This window comes from Pseudomonas sp. P7759, from assembly GCF_013386445.1.
In the GTDB taxonomy this organism is placed as follows: Bacteria; Pseudomonadota; Gammaproteobacteria; order Pseudomonadales; family Pseudomonadaceae; genus Aquipseudomonas; species Aquipseudomonas azotoformans_A.
This window is the reverse complement of the sequence record NZ_JACART010000025.1, coordinates 1-17,683: the sequence shown is the minus strand read 5'-3', so window position 1 is coordinate 17,683 and position 17,683 is coordinate 1. Positions and strand designations below refer to the sequence as shown.

Sequence of the window (17,683 nt, the reverse complement as noted above, 5' to 3'; positions counted from 1 at the left end):
CATGACCGACACCCCCCTTTCCCGTGACCAGTGGCTGGCCAAGGCCGGCGTTTTGTTGATCGTCGATGACGTGCTGCCGCCTTCGGGGCCGGTGGCAAAGGGCGGCACGCCCACCGTGAAACCCAAGGAACTGGGGCTGTTCATTGCGGTAAACGATGACGGCCTGGTGTACGCGTTCAATGGCCATGTGGACCTGGGCACCGGCATTCGCACGTCGTTGGCGCAGATCGTCGCCGAAGAGCTCGACCTGACGATGGAGCAGGTGAAGATGGTGCTCGGCGACACCGAGCGAGTGCCCAACCAGGGTGCAACCATCGCCAGTGCAACCTTGCAGATATCCGCGGTGCCCCTGCGCAATGCCGCAGCCGAAGCGCGGCGTTTCCTGTTGGCGCGGGCGGCGGGGCGCCTGGGTGTGAGCACGGCCAGCCTGAAGGTCGATGCTGGCGTCATCCACGCAGCTGACGGGCGCACCGCCACGTATGCCGAACTGGTCAGCGGCCAGCACGACCAACTGCGCATCAGCGGTGACGCGCCGCTCAAACCCATCGAGGACTACCGCCTGGTGGGCAAGGGCGCTGCGCGAGTGGATATCCCCGGCAAAGCCACGGGCGAGCTGACCTACGTACACGACATGCGCGTGCCGGGCATGCTCCATGGCCGAGTGATTCGCCCACCGTATGCCGGGCTCGATTGCGGCGATTTTGTCGGCAACAGCCTGTTGAGCGTGGATGAGTCGTCCATCGCGCATATCCCCGGTATCGTCGCGGTGGTGGTGATCCGCGATTTTGTCGGCGTGGTGGCGCTGCGTGAAGAGCAGGCGGTCAAGGCCGCCAGCGAATTGCAGGTGCACTGGAAACCCTGGAACCACGCGTTACCGGACATGAGTGATGTTGAACAGGCGATTCGCGACAATCCGCGCGTACGCCGAACCGTGCTTGACCAGGGCAATGTCGACGAAGCCCTGGCCGGCGCCAGCCAACGCATGCCGCGCAGTTATCTCTGGCCGTACCAGATGCACGGTTCGATCGGCCCGTCCTGCGGCGTGGCGGATTATTCGCCAGCCGGCAGCCGGGTGTGGTCAGGCAGCCAGAACCCGCATCTGTTGCGCGCCGACCTGGCGTGGTTGCTGGAGTGCGATGAAGCACTGATCGATGTGATCCGCATGGAGGCCGCCGGTTGTTATGGGCGCAATTGTGCGGATGACGTGTGCGCCGATGCCTTGCTGTTGTCCCGCGCGGTGGGCAAGCCGGTGCGCGTGCAACTGACCCGCGAGCAGGAACACCTGTGGGAGCCCAAGGGCACCGCGCAACTGATGGATGTCGATGGCGGTCTCAACGCCGACGGTAGCATCGCGGCCTACGATTTTGAAACCAGCTATCCGTCCAACGGCGCACCGACCCTGGCGTTGCTGCTGACCGGCCGTGTAGAGCCGGTGGCGGCGATGTTCGAGATGGGCGACCGCACCTCGATCCCGCCTTACGACATCGAGAATATGCGCGTGACCATCAACGACATGGCGCCCATCGTGCGCGCGTCGTGGATGCGCGGCGTGTCGGCCTTGCCCAACACCTTTGCCCACGAGTCCTACATCGACGAACTGGCGTTCGCCGCCGGCGTCGACCCGGTGGAATACCGCCTGCGTTACTTGAAGGACGAGCGCGCCATCGACCTGGTAAAGTCCACCGCCGAACGCGCCAACTGGGCGCCGCGCACTGCGCCGATGCAAACCGCCAACGAGGACCATCTGCTGCGTGGCCGTGGCTTTGCCTATGCGCGCTACATCCACAGCAAATTCCCCGGATTCGGCGCGGCCTGGGCGGCGTGGGTGGCGGATGTGGCCATCGACAAGCAAACCGGCGACGTGTCGGTGACCCGCGTGGTGATCGGGCATGACTCCGGGATGATGATCAACCCGGCCGGGGTGCAGCACCAGATCCACGGCAATGTGATCCAGTCCACCAGCCGCGTGTTGAAGGAACGGGTGACGTTTGAAGAGTCGACGGTGGCGAGCAAGGAGTGGGGCGGTTATCCGATCCTGACCTTCCCCGAAGTGCCACAGATCGACGTGATGATGATGCCGCGCCAGGACCAGCCACCCATGGGCGCCGGAGAGTCGGCGTCGGTGCCCAGTGCGGCGGCGATTGCCAATGCGATCTATGACGCCACCGGTATCCGTTTTCGTGAGTTGCCGATCACCCCGGAGCGGGTGCTGGCGGCATTGAACGCGGGCACCTTGGGCGAGCCGGCCAAGTCGCCGGAGAAACGCCGCAAATGGTGGTTTGGTGCGCTGTTCGCCACGTTGGGGGCGGTGCTGGCGACGGCCTGGCCGTTCCACAGTGAAATCGCGCCGATTGCACCGCCTAGCGCCGGCACTTGGTCCAAGGCCACTTTGGAGCGCGGGCGGTTGCTGGCGGCGGTGGGCGATTGCGCGGTGTGCCACACGGCGCCTGGCGGCGCTACCAATGCCGGAGGGCTGGCGATGCAGACGCCGTTCGGCACGCTGTACAGCAGCAACATCACCCCGGATGTGCAGACCGGCATTGGCGCCTGGTCCTACCCGGCCTTCGAGCGGGCAATGCGTGACGGTATTGGTCGTGACGGGCGCAATCTGTATCCGGCGTTTCCCTATACGGCGTTTCGCAATATCAACGATGCGGACATGCAGGCGCTGTACGCCTATTTGATGTCCCAGGCGCCGGTGAGCCAGGCGCCGACGCCAAATGCGATGAGCTTTCCGTTCAATCTGCGGCCGTTGATGGCGGGCTGGAATGCCCTGAACCTGCGACGCGGTGAAATCTCGGCGCAGCCTGAGCGCAGCGAGCAATGGAATCGCGGCAATTACCTGGTCAACGGCCTGGGCCACTGCGCCGCCTGCCATTCGCCGCGCAACCTGATGGGCGCGGAGAAGGGCGGCAAGTCCTTTCTGGCCGGTGGTAGGGTCGATGGTTGGGAGGCGCCGGCCCTCAATGGTTTGTCCAAGGCGCCGACGCCGTGGACCGAGGACCAACTGTTTACCTACCTGAGCACCGGCTATTCCGACGCCCACGGCGTGGCGGCTGGCCCGATGGGGCCGGTGGTCAGTGAATTGTCGAAACTGCCCAAGGCGGATATCCGCGCGATGGCGGTGTACCTGGCCTCGCTTAACGGTGATGCGGCTGCCGAGGCCCAGGTGGTTGCGGCGGCCAGCGTGCCGAATCCCAACGGACGACGGGTGTTCGAAGGTTCCTGCAAGGCCTGCCATGCGGATGGCCTGGGACCCAAACTGTTTGGGGTGAGCCCGTCGTTGGCGACCAATACCAATGTACACAGCGATCAGCCGGATAATTTGATCAAGGTGATTTTGCAGGGCATCAGCAAACCGGCGACCAAGGATCTGGGGTATATGCCGGGGTTCAAGGACAGTTTGTCCAATAGCCAGGTGGCGGATCTGGCGGCGTACCTGCGCGGGCAATTCGCGCCAAATGCGCCGCAGTGGAAAGGCCTGGAACAGAAAGTCGCCCACCTGCGCGCCAACCCCGGTACTCACTGACACTGCGCGATAAAAACTGTGGGAGCGGGCTTGCTCGCGAATACGGTTGTCCAGTCAACATCTGCAGCGACTGGCACTCCGCGTTCGCGAGCAAGCCCGCTCCCACATTTGGATTGCGTTTCTACAGGGGGATGGGAGATACCCCACGCACCACCAAATCACTGATAAACCCCAGCCAATCCCGCTGCTGCCCCTTGTCCGACAGGTCTTCCCCAAGAAACGAACTCAGCGTGTGGCGGTTGGAGTTATAGAAGTAGCACAGCGAGGCGATCATCAAGTACACGTGCTTGAGGTCCACGTCCAGGCGAAACACGCCTTGGGCTTGGCCCGCCTCGATGATCGGGCGCAGTACGCCGACCGCTTCCCCGGACAACCTGCGCATCTCGCCAGACTGTTGCGCGTGCTTGCCCTGGTGCAGGTTTTCGATGCTCAGGATCGCCACGAACTCCGGGTGCTTGACGTAGTAATGCCAGATGAACGCCACCAGGTCGCGCAGCGCCTGCTCCGGTGCATCGAGGTTCAGCTTGAGCTTGCTTTCGGCTTTATTGAACTGCTCGTAGGTGTGTTCCAGCACGCAGACGAACAGGTGTTCCTTGCTGCCGAAGTAGTAATAGAGCATGCGGTCGTTGGAGTCGGCTTCCTTGGAAATGCTGTCGACACGCCCGCCGGAGTAACCGTCGCGGGTGAACACCTTGACCGCCGCCTGCAGGATGCGCGCGCGGGTCTGGTCGGCCTGTTGGGCGCGGATGCCGGTTTTCTTGATCGCCATTTCAGAGCGCCTTGCGCGACAGTCAGGGCGCGAAATATAGCATGGGGTTTTTCGCGTCCGTTCTATGACCGACAAGTTCTGTAATAATAACGCCATTGCGCTGGGGATTAAATTCGCGGCGGGCTATTTTGGTGCGTCTCAATAACTAGAGTAGCCATGGATGAAATACCAACCCTTCAGCCGTACCTTGATAGCCACTGCCCTGGTGTTAACGGTCAGTGGTGTGCATGCCGCCTCCCAGGCCCCGGTGGCCGGTGAAAATGGCATGGTGGTGACGGCCCAGCATTTGGCAACTCACGTGGGCGTGGATGTGCTCAAGGCCGGCGGCAATGCGGTCGACGCGGCCGTGGCCGTGGGCTATGCACTGGCGGTGGTGTACCCGGCGGCGGGTAACCTGGGTGGCGGCGGTTTCATGACCGTGCAACTGGCGGACGGGCGCAAGACCTTCCTCGACTTCCGCGAAAAAGCCCCGCTGGCGGCCACCGCCAACATGTACCTGGACAAAGACGGCAATGTCATCGAAGGCCTCAGCGCCAAGGGTCACCTGGCCGTTGGCGTGCCCGGCACCGTCTCGGGCATGGAACTGGCCCTGAGCAAATACGGCACCCTCAAGCGCGCCCAAGTCATCGCCCCGGCGATCAAGCTGGCGGAAAACGGCTTTGAGCTGGAGCAGGGCGATATCGACCTGCTGCACACCGCCACCGGCGAGTTTGAAAAAGACAAGGACATGCGCGGGATCTTCTTGCACAACGGCCAGCCGATGCAGGTCGGCCAGAAGCTGGTGCAGAAAGACCTGGCCAAGACCCTCAAGGAAATCTCGGCCAAGGGCAACGACGGTTTCTATAAAGGCTGGGTGGCCAAGGCCCTGGTCGATTCAAGCCAGGCCGGCAAAGGCATCATCACCCAGGCTGACCTCGACAAGTACAAGACCCGCGAACTGGCGCCCATCGAGTGCGACTACCGTGGCTACCACGTGGTCTCGGCACCGCCTCCAAGCTCCGGCGGCGTGGTGATCTGCCAGATCATGAACATCCTCGAAGGCTACCCGATGGCCGATCTCGGCTATCACTCGGCCCAGGGTCTGCACTACCAGATCGAAGCCATGCGCCACGCCTACGTGGACCGCAACAGCTACCTCGGCGACCCGGACTTCGTGAAGAACCCGATCGAGCACCTGCTGGACAAAAACTACGCGGCGAAACTGCGCGACGCCATCGAGCCGCAAAAAGCCGGTGACTCCCAGGCGATCAAGCCTGGCGTATCGCCCCATGAAGGCAATAACACCACCCACTACTCCATTGTCGACAAGTGGGGCAATGCGGTCTCGGTCACCTACACCCTCAACGACTGGTTCGGTGCGGGCGTGATGGCGAGCAAGACCGGGGTGATCCTCAACGATGAAATGGACGACTTCACCGTCAAGGTCGGCGTACCGAACATGTACGGCCTGGTCCAGGGTGAAGCCAACGCCATCGCGCCGGGCAAGGCGCCGCTGTCGTCGATGAGCCCGACCATCGTGACCAAGGACGGCAAGGCCGTGATGGTGGTGGGTACGCCGGGTGGCAGTCGCATCATTACCGCGACCTTGCTGACGATCCTGAATGTCATCGACTACAAGATGAACATCCAGGAAGCGGTGGACGCGCCGCGTTTCCACCAGCAATGGATGCCGGAAACCACCAACCTCGAAACTTTCGCGGTGAGCCCGGATACCCAGAAAATCCTTGAGAGCTGGGGCCACAAGTTTGCCGGGCCGCAGGATGCCAACCATCTGGCGGCGATTTTGGTAGGGGCGCCGTCGCTGGATGGCAAGCCTGTCGGTAAGAACCGTTTCTATGGGGCTAACGATCCTCGTCGTAACACGGGGCTGTCGTTGGGTTACTAGAGCCTGCTCCCTCTGTGGGGGGGGGGGCTTCTGTGGTGAGCGGGCGGTGCGACGATTCGACAAGCCCGCTCACTACAACAGTCGTTCTACTGCCGTGAAAGCTGCGAGACGGCGCGCTTCCCAATCCCCCCGAATGACCACCACCGCCTGCTGATGCTGCTGCATCCACTCCAGGCTGCCCTGGAAAAACGCCCGGCGATCCTCCAGTTGCGGCTGGCAGCGTTGGCCGTCGGCGGTCCATTCCACATCCTCCGGTGACAACAACAGGTGCAGGTCGTAATGACGGGCCAGCAGTTCGCTGTCGAGCCAGGCCGGGTAGTCGCCAAACAAGGTCTGGCTCCAGAGCTTGTTGGTCAGCAGGTGGGTATCGAGGATCAACAGTTCAGGCCGCTGGGCGCGGGCGGCGTCTTCCCAGGCCAGTTGGCCACGGGCGATGGCCGGGATGTCGGCCAGGGTGGTGTCGCGTTGATGGTGATCGATGAAATAACGCACGTATTCACCCACCATCAAACCGCCGAAATGCGCTTGCAACTGCGCCGCCAGCCAGCTTTTGCCGCTGGATTCCGGTCCGGCCAGTACCACCACCTTCATGCGTGCAACGCCGGGTCGGCGCGCCATTCGCGCCAGCCTTGCACGGCAATCACGGTGAACAGCGCGTAGAGCGCGGCGGTGAGGTAGAGGCCTTTGTAGAGGAACAGCCCGACGAAGATCACATCCACGGCAATCCACAACGGCCAGCACTGCACGCGTTTCTGCGCCATCCACATCTGCGCTACCAGGCTGAAGCCGGTGAGGGCGGCATCGAGCCAAGGCTGCGCAGCATCCGTCCAGTGGGCCATGGCGGCGCCGAGCAACAGGCTGCCAACGGCGCCCACCGCCAGGCTGGCCATGATCGCCGGCACGCCGAGGCTGGTGACCTGACGCCCTTGCTTGACCGCGCCGGCACGGGTCCACTGCCACCAGCCGTAGACTTGCAGGGCGGCGTAGACCACCTGCAGCAGCATGTCGGAATAGAGTTTCACGTCGAAAAACACCCAGGTGTAGAGCAACACCATCACCAGGCCGATGGGCCAGCACCAGGGGTTTTGCTTGACGGTCAGCCACACGGCAATCACCCCGAGGGCGGCGGCGAACAGTTCAAGCCCGGACATGGAGGTTCCTTGGGAGAGTGGAAGAGGGCGGTGATTGTAACCAAAGAAGATTGGCGTAGGAATTAACTGCTGTGGTTGTGGTGAGCGGGCTTGCCGCGCTGGGCTGCGGAGCAGCCCTAAAACCAGTCGCCGTAGTCTGTCAGCCAAAATGCGGCGTATTTATTGGGGCCGCTCCGCAGCCCAGCGCGGGGCAAGCCCGCTCACCACAGACCATAACAAGCCTTGCCACCACAAGCCCGCCCACCACAGGCTCAGACCTTGAATTGGCGCAGCAGGCCGTCGAGCTGTTCGCTCAGGCCGCGCAAGTGCGCACTCGCCACACTCGACTGTTCTGCCGCCAGCGCGGTGCTGTGGGACAAGCCGGCGGCCTGGGTGACGTTCTGGTTGATGTCTTCCACCACGTGGGCCTGTTGCAGGGTGGCGCTGGCAATCGAGGCGTTGAGGCCGTTGAGGTTGCGCAGCGCCTGGCCGATGGCAGTCAGGCTGGCACCGGCCTGGCCGGCCTGCTCGATGGTCAGTTGCGAGGCGCTGTGGCTGTCGCTGATCACCTTGACCGCCGCTTCCGAATGACCTTGCAGGCGTTCGATCATGCCCTGGATTTCGGCAGTGGATTTTTGCGTGCGCTGGGCCAGCAACCGCACTTCATCGGCCACCACGGCAAAACCACGCCCTTGTTCGCCCGCGCGGGCCGCCTCAATCGCCGCATTAAGCGCCAACAGGTTGGTCTGGTCGGCAATCGAGCGGATCACTTCAAGCACGCTACCGATCTGGGTACTTTCCGCAGACAGGGTGCGAATCACTTCCACTGCCTGGCTGATGGTGCCGGAGAGCTGGTCGATCTGCTGCAGGCTGCCGTCGATATTCACCTGGCCTTGCTGCGCCTGGGCCTGGGCGTCGCGCATTTCGCTGGCAGCGTGTTCGGCGTTCTTGGCCACGTCCTGTACGCCGTAGGTGACTTCGTTGATGGCGGTGGCCACCAGCTCCATCTGCTGGGATTGTTGCTGGCTGCGGTCATGGGCCTGGGTCGCGTTGCTGCCCAGTTCTTGGGAAGACTGGCCCAGGGCATTGGCGCACACCTGCAATTGGCCCACTACTTGGCGCAGCTTGGCGGTGAAGCTGTTGAAATGCCGGGACAGTTGGGTGACTTCGTCTTGGCCGTGGGTGTCGAGGCTACGGGTCAGGTCGCTTTCGCCGCTGGCGATGTTGCCCATGGCGTTCACTGCGTCCTGCAATGGTCGCACAATGCTGCGGGCGATCAGTGAGACCAGCAGCGCCATCACCACGGCGATACCCAGGCCGATGAACGAGGCTTTCCAGACCTGGCCGCTGAACTCAGCCTGCACATCGTCCACATACACGCCGGAACCGATGATCCAGCCCCAGGGTTGGAACAGTTGGATATACGACGTCTTGGCCACCGGTGCTTCGGCGCCCGGTTTCGGCCAGCGATAGTTGACGATGCCGGCGCCCTTGGCCTTGGCCAGGATCACGAATTCGTTGAACACGGCAAAACCGTCGGGGTCGCGGATGGCCGAAAGGTTCTGGCCGTCGAGCTTGGGGTTGGCCGGGTGCATGATCATCACGGGCGTGAGGTCATTGATCCAGAAGTAGTCGTCATGGTCGTAGCGCAAGCCACGCACCGCGCTCAAGGCTTGCTTCTGGGCGGCTTCGCGGGTCATCACGCCGGTGGTTTCGAGGCCGTGATAAAACGTCAGGATCCCGCTGGCGGTCTGCACCACGTGTTGGGTTTGCTGGCGCTTGGCCTGGTACAGGTCGTCGTGGATCTGCTTGAGCATCAGCAAACCCAGGGCCAGCAGCATCAGCACGGCGACTATCAGGATCAGCCACAGGCGCCGGCTGATCGACATATTGCGCAAACTGTTCATCGTCCTGTCACTCCGTGCTTTTTATAATTGTGGGTGCCGCATCGACTTTTCCGCCTTGTCTGATAGGCTTTCGGCCTGTATTCGGAAAACCTGAGTACTGTCTGATTTTTCACAAGATTTTTGCAGGTCGGGGTTGAAACTCAACACCGCGTCTTGTCGTCAGTGAACCATTAAAAAGATCAACAAGGCTTGCCATAGAGCAAGACCTTTGGGGGAAGCATGGATTTTTGGACCGCCATACAGGCATTGATTCTTGGCGTTGTGGAGGGGCTGACCGAGTTCCTGCCGATTTCCAGCACCGGCCACCAGATCATCGTCGCCGACTTGCTCGACTTTACCGGCGACCGCTTCAACGCGTTCAACATCATCATCCAGCTGGGCGCGATCCTGGCGGTGGTGTGGGAGTTTCGCGGCAAGATTTTCGAAGTGGTCAGCGGCCTGCCGACCCAGCGAAAGGCCCAGCGATTTACCGTCAACCTGCTGATCGCCTTTATGCCGGCGGTGGTGCTGGGGGTGATTTTTGCCGACCTGATTCACCACTACCTGTTCAACCCGATCACCGTGGCCACGGCGCTGGTGGTGGGTGGCGTGATCATGTTGTGGGCCGAGCGCCGCGAGCATGAAGTGCACGCTGAAACCGTGGATGACATCACCTGGAAAGATGCGCTCAAGGTCGGCCTGGCCCAGTGCCTGGCGATGATCCCAGGGACTTCGCGTTCCGGCTCGACCATCATTGGCGGCTTGCTGTTCGGGCTGTCGCGCAAGACCGCCACCGAGTTCTCGTTCTTCCTGGCGATGCCGACCATGGTCGGTGCGGCGGTCTATTCGGGCTACAAGTACCGTGACCTGTTCCAGCCGGCGGACTTGCCGGTGTTTGCCATTGGCTTTGTGACCTCGTTCATCTTCGCGATGATCGCCGTGAAGGGCTTGCTCAAGTTCATCGCCAGTCACAGCTATGCGGTGTTTGCCTGGTATCGCATTGCGTTCGGTTTGCTGATCCTGGCGACCTGGCAGTTCGGCTGGATCGACTGGGCGGCCGCCAAGGCATGATGATCCAGCATCCCCGTCTGAAGGCGGCGATCTTCGTGCTGCTGTGCGCAGCCCCGTTGCTGGGTTCGGTACTGGTATGGCAGCGCGGCGAGACGGTGATTCCGCTGGCGGCCTATGGCGTGGTCAGCGTGATCGCGTTCTTCCTGTACTGGAGTGACAAACGCAAGGCGCGTACTGACAGCTGGCGCACCCCGGAAAACATCTTGCACGCCGTGGAAATGGCGGGCGGCTGGCCAGGGGCGTTGATTGCCCAGCAGGTGTTCCGGCACAAGACGCGCAAGGTGTCTTACCAGGTGTTGTTTTGGGTGATTGTGTTGTTGCATGAGGTGTTCTGGTTGGATCAGTTGTTCCTCGGTGGCACCTTGCTCTCAGTGTTATAGGCTTGCTCTCGCCACAGGGTACTTATCGCCATCTCTACCTAAATTAGATACCTAGTGCTTTGCGTTAATCATCCAGCAACAGCCCGACCTGCGTACGCTTGGGCAACTTGCTGACGACAAGCTGGTGAGAGCGCCGCAACAACCCACGCAACTCCTCAGCACCCAACGGATAGGGCTTATTCATGATCACCCACTGCGCCCGCGCCAGATACGGCGCCGGGTGAATGCCTGGGCGGTCCACATGGCCGAGGAACAACTCCTTGTCGACCTTGAACGCCAACGACTCCCCCCGCAGGTTCTGCAGCGCGAACATCTTGTTGCCCGCAATCGAAAACACACGCACGCCGCCCCATTTGTAATCCTCCCGCGCGCCCGGCAGGCTCAGGCAGAAGGCGGCAACTTGTTCTTCGGTCATCTTCATAACAGACGGTCTCCGCAACCTTTGAAACCTTCTTCCAGATAGTCGATCCAGGCACGAATGGCCGGCAACACGCCGCGACGATGAGGGTACACCGCTTGCAACCAGCCGCCAGGCAAGGACCACTCCGGCAGCAGTTGCACCAACCGGCCGTTGGCCAATTCCTCTTCGCAATACATCATCGGCAGCACGGTAAAGCCCAGGCCCATGATGGCGCTGGCCTTGCGCACGATGAAATCGTCGATCCCCAGCCGGGCTTCCATCGCCAGGTCATGGGTATTGCCCTGGGGGTCGAGGATGCGTTGATGCACCAGGCGATCCGCCTCTAACGCGCCCAGGATCGGTAGCTGCTTGAGATCCTCAAGGGTCGTCACCTGACGGCCGTGCATCAGCGCGGGGCTGGCCACCAGCACGGTCTGGGCCTGACGCAGGCGCTTGGTCACCAACAGCGGGTCCTCATCGCCCAGCTCGCGTACGCGCAGGGCGACATCGATGCCCTCGGCGACCAGGTCGACACGGCGGTTGACCAGGGTCATCTCCAATTGCACCTGGGGATGCGCCGCCAGAAATCCAGCCACCAGTTCCGGCAGGATGTGCTGGGCCATGCCCACCGGGCAACTGACCCGCAGCCGTCCACGGGGCTCGCTGGACATGCTGGCCACTGCCTCATCGGCCATTTCCGCCTCCAGCAGCATCGCCTGACAATGCCGCAGGTAGCGCTCGCCGACGGCAGTGAGGGTGAGTTGCCGGGTAGTGCGTTGCAGCAGGCGTGCGCCGAGGCGTTCTTCCAGCTCGGCGATACGTCGCGACAGCCGCGACTTGGGAATCCCCAGCAGCCGGCCGGCGGCAGCAAAGCCACCGGCTTCCACGACTTTGGCGAAATAGTAGAGGTCGTTGAGGTCTTGCATGGGCAACCTATTGTCCTGTCAGTGGGACGAACTATCCGCGTCTGACGAGGGCAAATCCACTACAAATGTGCGCCAGCCATCAACACGTACTTCACGTGCACATACTCCTCGATCCCGTAATAGCTGCCTTCACGGCCATAACCGGACTGCTTGATGCCGCCAAACGGCACGGAAGCAGTGCCCACTGATCCGGAGTTGAGGATCACCATGCCGGCCTCCAACTGGCGCGACAGGCGCAACGACCGTCCCAGAGCGCTGGTGTAGGCGTAGGCCACCAGGCCGAATTCGGTCTGGTTGGCGCGGGCGATGACTTCGGCTTCATCCTTGAACGAATAGAGAGCGAACACCGGCCCGAAGATTTCCTCGGTCGCCAGGGGAGAATCGTCCTGCAAGCCGGTCAACACCGTCGGCTCGTAGAACAGGCCACCTTTGGCGTGGGGCTGGCCGCCCATCAATACCTTGGCCCCAGCGGCCTTGGCGTTTTCCACCAATCGCGCCACCTTGTCGAAGCCCAGTTGATTGACCATGGGGCCGACCACAAAGCCTTCACGCAAGCCCTGGTCCACTTCGATCTCGGCCACGGCGTGCTTCAAACGCTTGATGAAGTCCTCGAGGATGCTGTGTTGCACGAAGATGCGGTTCGGCGAGATGCACACCTGGCCCGAGTTGCGCAGTTTTGCACTGACCAGTCCTTTCACCGCTTCGTCGAGGTTGGCGTCCTGGAACACGATAAACGGCGCGTTGCCGCCCAGCTCCAGTGTCATTTTCTTGATGCTCGCTGCGCACTGTGCGGCAAGCAATTTACCGACGCCGGTGGAGCCGGTGAACGAGATTTTGCGGATGCGTGGGTCGCCGGTCAGGATCTGGCCAATGTCCTTTGGGTCGCCCACCACCACTTCCAGGACGCCTGCCTCGATCCCGGCCTTGCGCGCGTATTCCAGCAACTTGAGGGCGGTGAGAGGCGTGTCTTCTGCGGGCTTGATCACCATGGTGCAGCCAGCCGCCAGCGCTGTGGCGACCTTGCGGGTGATCATCATGAATGGAAAGTTCCACGGGGTGATGGCGGCGACCGGGCCGATGGCTTCCTTGGTGACCATCACGTTGGCATTGCGGTCGTGAGTGGGAATGGTGTCGCCGTACACGCGCTTGGCCTCCTCGGCGTACCACTCGATAAAGCCCAGGCCGTAGTCGATTTCACCGCGGGCTTCGCTCAGGCATTTGCCGTTTTCGCGGCAGAGCAGTTCGGCGAAGGTTTCCTTGTCGGCTTTTACCGCGTCGTGCCAGCGGCGCAGGATGTCGCTGCGTTCCTTGGCAAGCTTGGAAGACCAGTCAGGGAAGGCGGCGCAGGTGCGGTCGACGGCAGCCTTGACCTCGTTCTCGGTGTGCTTGGCGACACGGCCGATTTCTTCACCGGTGGCAGGGTTGTAGACGATAAGCATGGGGGAGTCTCCGAGGGCTGAAAGTGCTGTTTCAGGCTACGCAAATGCGGGGTGTGAGCGAATATCCATTCCAATGTGCTGATTGCCTATTCCTATAAGTCCGTAGCCTCGTCGTGGATTGCGCGTTAACGTGGCGTTTTACGCAAAGGCCAGCAAACATGGACCGAACAGGCAGAATCATCGAGTTGATGGGCACCTTGGCGCCTGTCGAAGGCTATAACCTGAGCGCACTGGATGACGTGCGTTTCCTGCGCTCCAATCGCCCATTGCATCGGGTCCCGGTGCTGTACGACCCCGGCATCGTGATCGTCTGCCAGGGGCAAAAACGTGGTTACCTGGGGGATGACGTTTATTTGTATGACGCCCAGCACTACCTGGTGGTGTCAGTGCCGGTGCCCTTTACCATGGAGACCGACGCCAGTGAGGCCGAGCCGATGCTGGCAGTGTATCTGCGCCTGGATTTCACCCTCGCGGCGCAACTGATGGTGGCGCTGGAGGACTTCCCCGAATTGATCGAGGCCCAGCCACGGGGCATGTATTCGTCACCGATGGATGACCGGCTCAGTGAATCATTGCTGCGCTTCCTGCAAGTGATGAGCGTGCCGATGGATGCGCAGATTCTGGGGCCGGCGCTGATGCGCGAGATCTACTATCGAATCCTGACGGGCGAGCAGGGTGGCTCGATGCGCGCAGCCCTGAATCGCCAGGGGCAGTTCGGCAAGGTGGCGAGGGCGATTCGCAAGATTCATGGGGGCTACCACCAGCACCTGGACGTAGAAACGTTGGCACGGGAAGCGATGATGAGTGTGCCAAGCTTTCACGCGCATTTTCGCACTGTCACCGACACCTCGCCGATGCAGTACCTCAAGTCAACGCGTTTGCATCAGGCACGCCTGTTGATGCTGCGCAGCGATATCACTGCTGCCACGGCCAGTGCACAAGTCGGTTATGAAAGCGCCTCGCAGTTCAGCCGCGAGTTCAAACGCTTTTTTGGGCGCACGCCCCAGGCAGAAATCCAGTGGATGAAGCGCACCTATGCGTTGCCCGCACCGACGTCAGCGTCGATCTATGTGTCGTCGCACTGAGCATTGTCCTGCCAGCAGGACAAACAGTCGCATTTCAGCTGTCTAATCGTTTATTCGAATCATCTGTAGGATCAACCCCACTTGATCGCCCCGTCGCGATCCTCACTTGGAGATCCCGCATGAAACTGTTGCATATCGATTCCAGCATCCTCGGCGACAACTCGGCGTCCCGTCAGCTCAGCGCTGGTGTGGTCAAGGCTTGGCAAGCGGCTGAGCCAGGCGTGGAAGTGACCTACCGTGACGTGGCTGCCGAAGGCTTCAACCACTTCTCCGGCGCAACCCTGGGCGCCCTGGGCACTCCGGCGGATCAGCGCAATGCCGCGCAACAGCACGAAGCAGAACTCAGCGCCAAGACCCTGGCTGAATTCCTCGCCGCCGACGCGGTGGTGATCGCTGCGCCGATGTACAACTTCACCATCCCAACTCAACTGAAAGCCTGGATCGACCGCATTGCCGTCGCCGGTCAGACGTTCCGCTACACCGAAGCCGGTCCGGAAGGCCTGTGCGGCAACAAGAAAGTCATCGTTGTGTCGACCTCGGGCGGCCTGCATGTCGGCCAGGCGACCGGTGTGGCCCATGAAGATTATCTGAAAGTGCTGCTGGGCTTCCTCGGCATCACCGACATCGAATTCGTCCGCGCCCATGGCCTGGCGTACGGTGATGAGTTCCGCAGCAAGTCCTTGAGCGACGCCAACGTACTCATCAACGAACAATTGTTCGCGGCTGCGTAAAGCTTAGGTAAAACCGTGCCTTTCCCCGTTTCATTCTGAAACGGGACGTCTAAACTCTGTATTCTGATCGCCTCAAAACGACCGGACTACGGAGTTTTTTCGTTTACCCGCTGTCATTACTTTGGCCCAGGTTATGCACGCATGGGTTTATCACCCGGTCGAGCGCCTTGAACCATGGACTTTTCAACCCGACATGCCGGTTTTTATGCAGCAAAGGTGGACATCCTCATGATGCGTCTTTGTGCTGTTATGGTTCTTTCCCTGCTCGGTGGCCTGGTTTCAGTGCACGCCGCGCCTGCGCCGCACCCGCATTGGAGTGTGGGCTTCCATCGCATGACCTTCCTGGATCCGCTGGATTTGCAGCCGATGAAGGCCATCGCTTTTTATCCCTCCACTGGGCTTGAGCACAGCACGCCGCTGGGCGCCTATCGCGTTGCCGCCACGGAAGATTCCAAGATTGCCATCGGCCGCTTCCCGATGCTGATGCTGTCCCACGGCAACACCGGCACGCCGCTGGCCTTGCATGACCTGGCCACTTCGCTGGCGCGTAAAGGTTTTGTGGTGGTGGCGGTGCTGCACCCCGGCGACAACTACAAGGACCACAGCCGCCTGGGCACGGTGAGTAACCTGTATGGCCGGCCGATCCAGATTTCCGAAGCGATCACGGCCACCTTGGGCGACCCGATGCTGTCGCCCTTCGTCAATGTCGATCAAGTCGGTGTGATCGGTTATTCAGCGGGCGGTGAAACCGCGTTGATCCTGGCCGGTGCCAAGCCGGACTTCGACCGCCTGCGTCGCTACTGCCAGGAACGCCCGGAAGACCGTGACGCCTGCACCACCAAGGGCGAATTGGTAGTGGACCGCGACGACCTGCAGCCGCAATCCGACCCGCGTATTCATGCGTTGATGTTGATGGCGCCGTTGAGTCTGATGTTTGGCCGTCACACCCTGGCCGACGTGCATGTGCCAGTGCTGCTCTACAGCGGTGACGGTGACAAGCTGGTGGCCGTGGACAAGAACGCTGCGGCGCTGGCGCGCAAACTGCCCGAGCCGCCGGACTTCAAGCTGTTGGCCGGGGCAGGGCACTTTGTGTTCATGGCGCCGTGTGACAGTGATCAGTTGGCGGCCATGCCAGCGATATGCACCGATGCCGACGGCGTCGACCGCGAAGGGATTCACCGTGACCTGATTTCCGAGGCGGGGCGTTTTTTCAGCCATACCCTGGGCCAAGCCACCCGCGCCGGGATGCAGACGGCTGATCAGTAAGCGCGACGCTTGAGCAGAACGGTCACGCCCAAGGCAGTCACCGACAGCAGCGCGGCGCAGAAGAAGATCCAGCCATAGCCGAGGTTCAGTGCAACGGCGCCCATCAACGGCCCGGCAATCGCCAGGGCCAAGTCAAAGAACACCGCATACGCACTCAGGCCCGCGCCACGGCTGCTATTGGGCACCTGCTTGATGGCTTCCACGCCGAGCGCCGGGTACACCAGCGATAAGCCAAAACCGGTCAGCCCCGCGCCAACCAATGCCACGCCCGTCGACGGCGCCAGCCAGAGCAACGTCAGGCCCAGGGTCTCGATGGTCATGCAGGCAATGGCGGCACGAAAGCCGCCAAACCGGCTGATGGCAGAGATAAACACCAACCGCGACAGGATAAAGCACACCCCAAACACCGTCAGGCAGTACGCCGCACCGGCCCAACCACGATTGAGGTAGTACAGGGTGATAAAGGTGGTGAGGGTGCCGTAGCCGATGGAGGCCAGGCACAGGCTGGCGCCAAAGGGCGCGATACGCCCGAACACCGCCCAGAACGGCAAACGTTCGCCGCGCACCACTGGCACCGAGGGTTTATTGCGGATCAGCACCAGGCCCAGTGCGGACAATACGGCCAGTGCAACACCGAGGCTGTTGTAGCCGTATTCAGCCACCATCACCACGCCCAGCGGCGCACCAATGGCGATGGCGCCGTAGGACGCGATGCCGTTCCAGGAAATCGAGCGCGCCGTGTGTTCGGCACCGACGGCGCCCATGCACCAACTGATGGTGCCCACGCCGATCAGCCCTTGGGCCACGCCCAGCAACAGTCGGCCGACAATCAAAATGCCCAGGCTCAAGGTGGGCGTGCTCTGTAGCAATGTCGCAAAGAACGTCAGCACGCCGCTGACCAGAATCCCCGCCAACCCCAACACAATCGCGCGCTTGGTGCCGACGTTGTCCGACATGCGCCCGGCCATGGGCCGGCTGAGCAGGGTCGCCAGGTATTGCGAACCGATCGTGACCCCGGCCACCACGGCGCTGAAACCCAGTTGCTCATGCACATAGCCAGGAATCACCGCAATCGGCAGGCCGATGCAGATGAACGCGATGAAGGTGTAGAAGACGATGGAGACGATCTGCAGGGTGATCGACAGGGAGCTGGGGGCGGCGGCAGACATGGGCACTCGTTCGCGGG

At 61.7% G+C, this 17,683-nt stretch carries 15 protein-coding genes; 7 read left to right on the top strand and 8 right to left on the bottom strand.

Annotation, left to right across the window (positions count from 1 at the left end; translation table 11 throughout):
* Position 1: 1 nt before the first annotated feature.
* Entirely contained in the window at positions 2 to 3,529 is a 3,528-nt protein-coding gene (locus HX823_RS19415; protein WP_177076153.1) for a molybdopterin cofactor-binding domain-containing protein, read from the top strand.
* 121 nt (positions 3,530 to 3,650) lie between these two features.
* On the opposite strand, the gene HX823_RS19410 is transcribed toward HX823_RS19415, so the two are convergent.
* Complete coding sequence (locus tag HX823_RS19410) at positions 3,651 to 4,298, bottom strand: TetR/AcrR family transcriptional regulator (protein WP_177076151.1); 648 nt, start codon at positions 4,296 to 4,298, stop codon at positions 3,651 to 3,653.
* 160 nt (positions 4,299 to 4,458) lie between these two features.
* On the opposite strand from HX823_RS19410, the gene ggt reads away from it, so the two are divergent.
* Positions 4,459 to 6,183: a gamma-glutamyltransferase gene (ggt, locus tag HX823_RS19405; RefSeq protein ID WP_038850419.1), complete on the top strand. Its 1,725-nt coding sequence runs from the start codon at positions 4,459 to 4,461 to the stop codon at positions 6,181 to 6,183.
* A gap of 72 nt (positions 6,184 to 6,255) precedes the next feature.
* Here ggt and HX823_RS19400 read toward each other — a convergent pair whose 3' ends face one another.
* The 3 genes from HX823_RS19400 to HX823_RS19390 form a co-directional block, all read right to left on the bottom strand.
* Entirely contained in the window at positions 6,256 to 6,774 is a 519-nt protein-coding gene (locus HX823_RS19400) for an AAA family ATPase (protein WP_177076171.1), read from the bottom strand.
* Positions 6,771 to 7,334 (bottom strand): nicotinamide riboside transporter PnuC, encoded by a 564-nt coding sequence (gene pnuC, locus HX823_RS19395; protein WP_177076149.1) that lies wholly within the window; start codon positions 7,332 to 7,334, stop codon positions 6,771 to 6,773. Before pnuC ends, HX823_RS19400 begins: the two co-directional genes overlap by 4 nt.
* Before the next feature lie 251 nt (positions 7,335 to 7,585).
* Entirely contained in the window at positions 7,586 to 9,220 is a 1,635-nt protein-coding gene (locus HX823_RS19390; RefSeq protein ID WP_016977989.1) for a methyl-accepting chemotaxis protein, read from the bottom strand.
* Positions 9,221 to 9,439: 219 nt separating this feature from the next.
* On the opposite strand from HX823_RS19390, the gene HX823_RS19385 reads away from it, so the two are divergent.
* Together HX823_RS19385 and HX823_RS19380 are read left to right on the top strand one after the other, a co-directional pair.
* Positions 9,440 to 10,270: an undecaprenyl-diphosphate phosphatase gene (locus HX823_RS19385; protein ID WP_038850424.1), complete on the top strand. Its 831-nt coding sequence runs from the start codon at positions 9,440 to 9,442 to the stop codon at positions 10,268 to 10,270.
* Positions 10,267 to 10,650 carry a DUF1294 domain-containing protein gene (locus HX823_RS19380; RefSeq protein WP_177076147.1) on the top strand — a complete coding sequence of 128 codons (384 nt, stop codon included), beginning with the start codon at positions 10,267 to 10,269 and terminating at the stop codon, positions 10,648 to 10,650. Before HX823_RS19385 ends, HX823_RS19380 begins: the two co-directional genes overlap by 4 nt.
* Before the next feature lie 64 nt (positions 10,651 to 10,714).
* On the opposite strand, the gene HX823_RS19375 is transcribed toward HX823_RS19380, so the two are convergent.
* Genes HX823_RS19375 through HX823_RS19365 form a run of 3 tightly spaced genes read right to left on the bottom strand, consistent with a single transcriptional unit; the run spans position 10,715 to position 13,415 of the window.
* Positions 10,715 to 11,071, bottom strand: coding sequence for an MmcQ/YjbR family DNA-binding protein (locus HX823_RS19375; protein ID WP_177076145.1), 357 nt, complete (start codon positions 11,069 to 11,071; stop codon positions 10,715 to 10,717).
* The gene (locus tag HX823_RS19370) at positions 11,068 to 11,976 is read right to left on the bottom strand and encodes a LysR substrate-binding domain-containing protein (protein WP_038850429.1); all 909 of its coding nucleotides are present in this window, start codon (positions 11,974 to 11,976) and stop codon (positions 11,068 to 11,070) included. Before HX823_RS19370 ends, HX823_RS19375 begins: the two co-directional genes overlap by 4 nt.
* 59 nt (positions 11,977 to 12,035) lie before the next feature.
* Positions 12,036 to 13,415, bottom strand: a complete 1,380-nt coding sequence (locus HX823_RS19365; protein ID WP_177076143.1) for an NAD-dependent succinate-semialdehyde dehydrogenase — start codon at positions 13,413 to 13,415, stop codon at positions 12,036 to 12,038.
* Between the two features lie 158 nt (positions 13,416 to 13,573).
* Here HX823_RS19365 and HX823_RS19360 point away from each other — a divergent pair, with 158 nt between their 5' ends.
* The 3 genes from HX823_RS19360 to HX823_RS19350 all read left to right on the top strand — a co-directional run bounded on the left by HX823_RS19360 (position 13,574) and on the right by HX823_RS19350 (position 16,497).
* A complete protein-coding gene (locus tag HX823_RS19360) occupies positions 13,574 to 14,500 on the top strand; it encodes an AraC family transcriptional regulator (RefSeq protein WP_177076141.1) in 927 nt (308 codons plus the stop codon).
* Between the two features lie 119 nt (positions 14,501 to 14,619).
* On the top strand, positions 14,620 to 15,231 hold the full coding sequence (locus tag HX823_RS19355; RefSeq protein ID WP_033901176.1) for an FMN-dependent NADH-azoreductase: 612 nt from the start codon (positions 14,620 to 14,622) through the stop codon (positions 15,229 to 15,231).
* A gap of 228 nt (positions 15,232 to 15,459) precedes the next feature.
* On the top strand, positions 15,460 to 16,497 hold the full coding sequence (locus HX823_RS19350; protein ID WP_033901196.1) for a dienelactone hydrolase: 1,038 nt from the start codon (positions 15,460 to 15,462) through the stop codon (positions 16,495 to 16,497).
* Here HX823_RS19350 and HX823_RS19345 read toward each other — a convergent pair.
* Positions 16,491 to 17,666: an MFS transporter gene (locus HX823_RS19345; protein WP_177076139.1), complete on the bottom strand. Its 1,176-nt coding sequence runs from the start codon at positions 17,664 to 17,666 to the stop codon at positions 16,491 to 16,493. The genes HX823_RS19350 and HX823_RS19345 overlap by 7 nt on opposite strands.
* Positions 17,667 to 17,683 lie beyond the last annotated feature (17 nt).

What these genes read in the sequence shown, in the direction of transcription:
- pnuC (WP_177076149.1), bottom strand. Translation starts at nt 7,334, where the DNA reads ATGTCCGGGCTTGAACTGTTCGCCGCCGCCCTCGGGGTGATTGCCGTG.
- HX823_RS19350 (WP_033901196.1), top strand. Translation starts at nt 15,460, where the DNA reads ATGATGCGTCTTTGTGCTGTTATGGTTCTTTCCCTGCTCGGTGGCCTG.
- HX823_RS19410 (WP_177076151.1), bottom strand. Translation starts at nt 4,298, where the DNA reads ATGGCGATCAAGAAAACCGGCATCCGCGCCCAACAGGCCGACCAGACC.
- HX823_RS19385 (WP_038850424.1), top strand. Translation starts at nt 9,440, where the DNA reads ATGGATTTTTGGACCGCCATACAGGCATTGATTCTTGGCGTTGTGGAG.
- HX823_RS19415 (WP_177076153.1), top strand. Translation starts at nt 2, where the DNA reads ATGACCGACACCCCCCTTTCCCGTGACCAGTGGCTGGCCAAGGCCGGC.
- HX823_RS19380 (WP_177076147.1), top strand. Translation starts at nt 10,267, where the DNA reads ATGATGATCCAGCATCCCCGTCTGAAGGCGGCGATCTTCGTGCTGCTG.
- HX823_RS19355 (WP_033901176.1), top strand. Translation starts at nt 14,620, where the DNA reads ATGAAACTGTTGCATATCGATTCCAGCATCCTCGGCGACAACTCGGCG.
- HX823_RS19365 (WP_177076143.1), bottom strand. Translation starts at nt 13,415, where the DNA reads ATGCTTATCGTCTACAACCCTGCCACCGGTGAAGAAATCGGCCGTGTC.
- HX823_RS19400 (WP_177076171.1), bottom strand. Translation starts at nt 6,774, where the DNA reads ATGAAGGTGGTGGTACTGGCCGGACCGGAATCCAGCGGCAAAAGCTGG.
- HX823_RS19375 (WP_177076145.1), bottom strand. Translation starts at nt 11,071, where the DNA reads ATGAAGATGACCGAAGAACAAGTTGCCGCCTTCTGCCTGAGCCTGCCG.
- HX823_RS19390 (WP_016977989.1), bottom strand. Translation starts at nt 9,220, where the DNA reads ATGAACAGTTTGCGCAATATGTCGATCAGCCGGCGCCTGTGGCTGATC.
- HX823_RS19370 (WP_038850429.1), bottom strand. Translation starts at nt 11,976, where the DNA reads ATGCAAGACCTCAACGACCTCTACTATTTCGCCAAAGTCGTGGAAGCC.
- HX823_RS19345 (WP_177076139.1), bottom strand. Translation starts at nt 17,666, where the DNA reads ATGTCTGCCGCCGCCCCCAGCTCCCTGTCGATCACCCTGCAGATCGTC.
- ggt (WP_038850419.1), top strand. Translation starts at nt 4,459, where the DNA reads ATGAAATACCAACCCTTCAGCCGTACCTTGATAGCCACTGCCCTGGTG.
- HX823_RS19360 (WP_177076141.1), top strand. Translation starts at nt 13,574, where the DNA reads ATGGACCGAACAGGCAGAATCATCGAGTTGATGGGCACCTTGGCGCCT.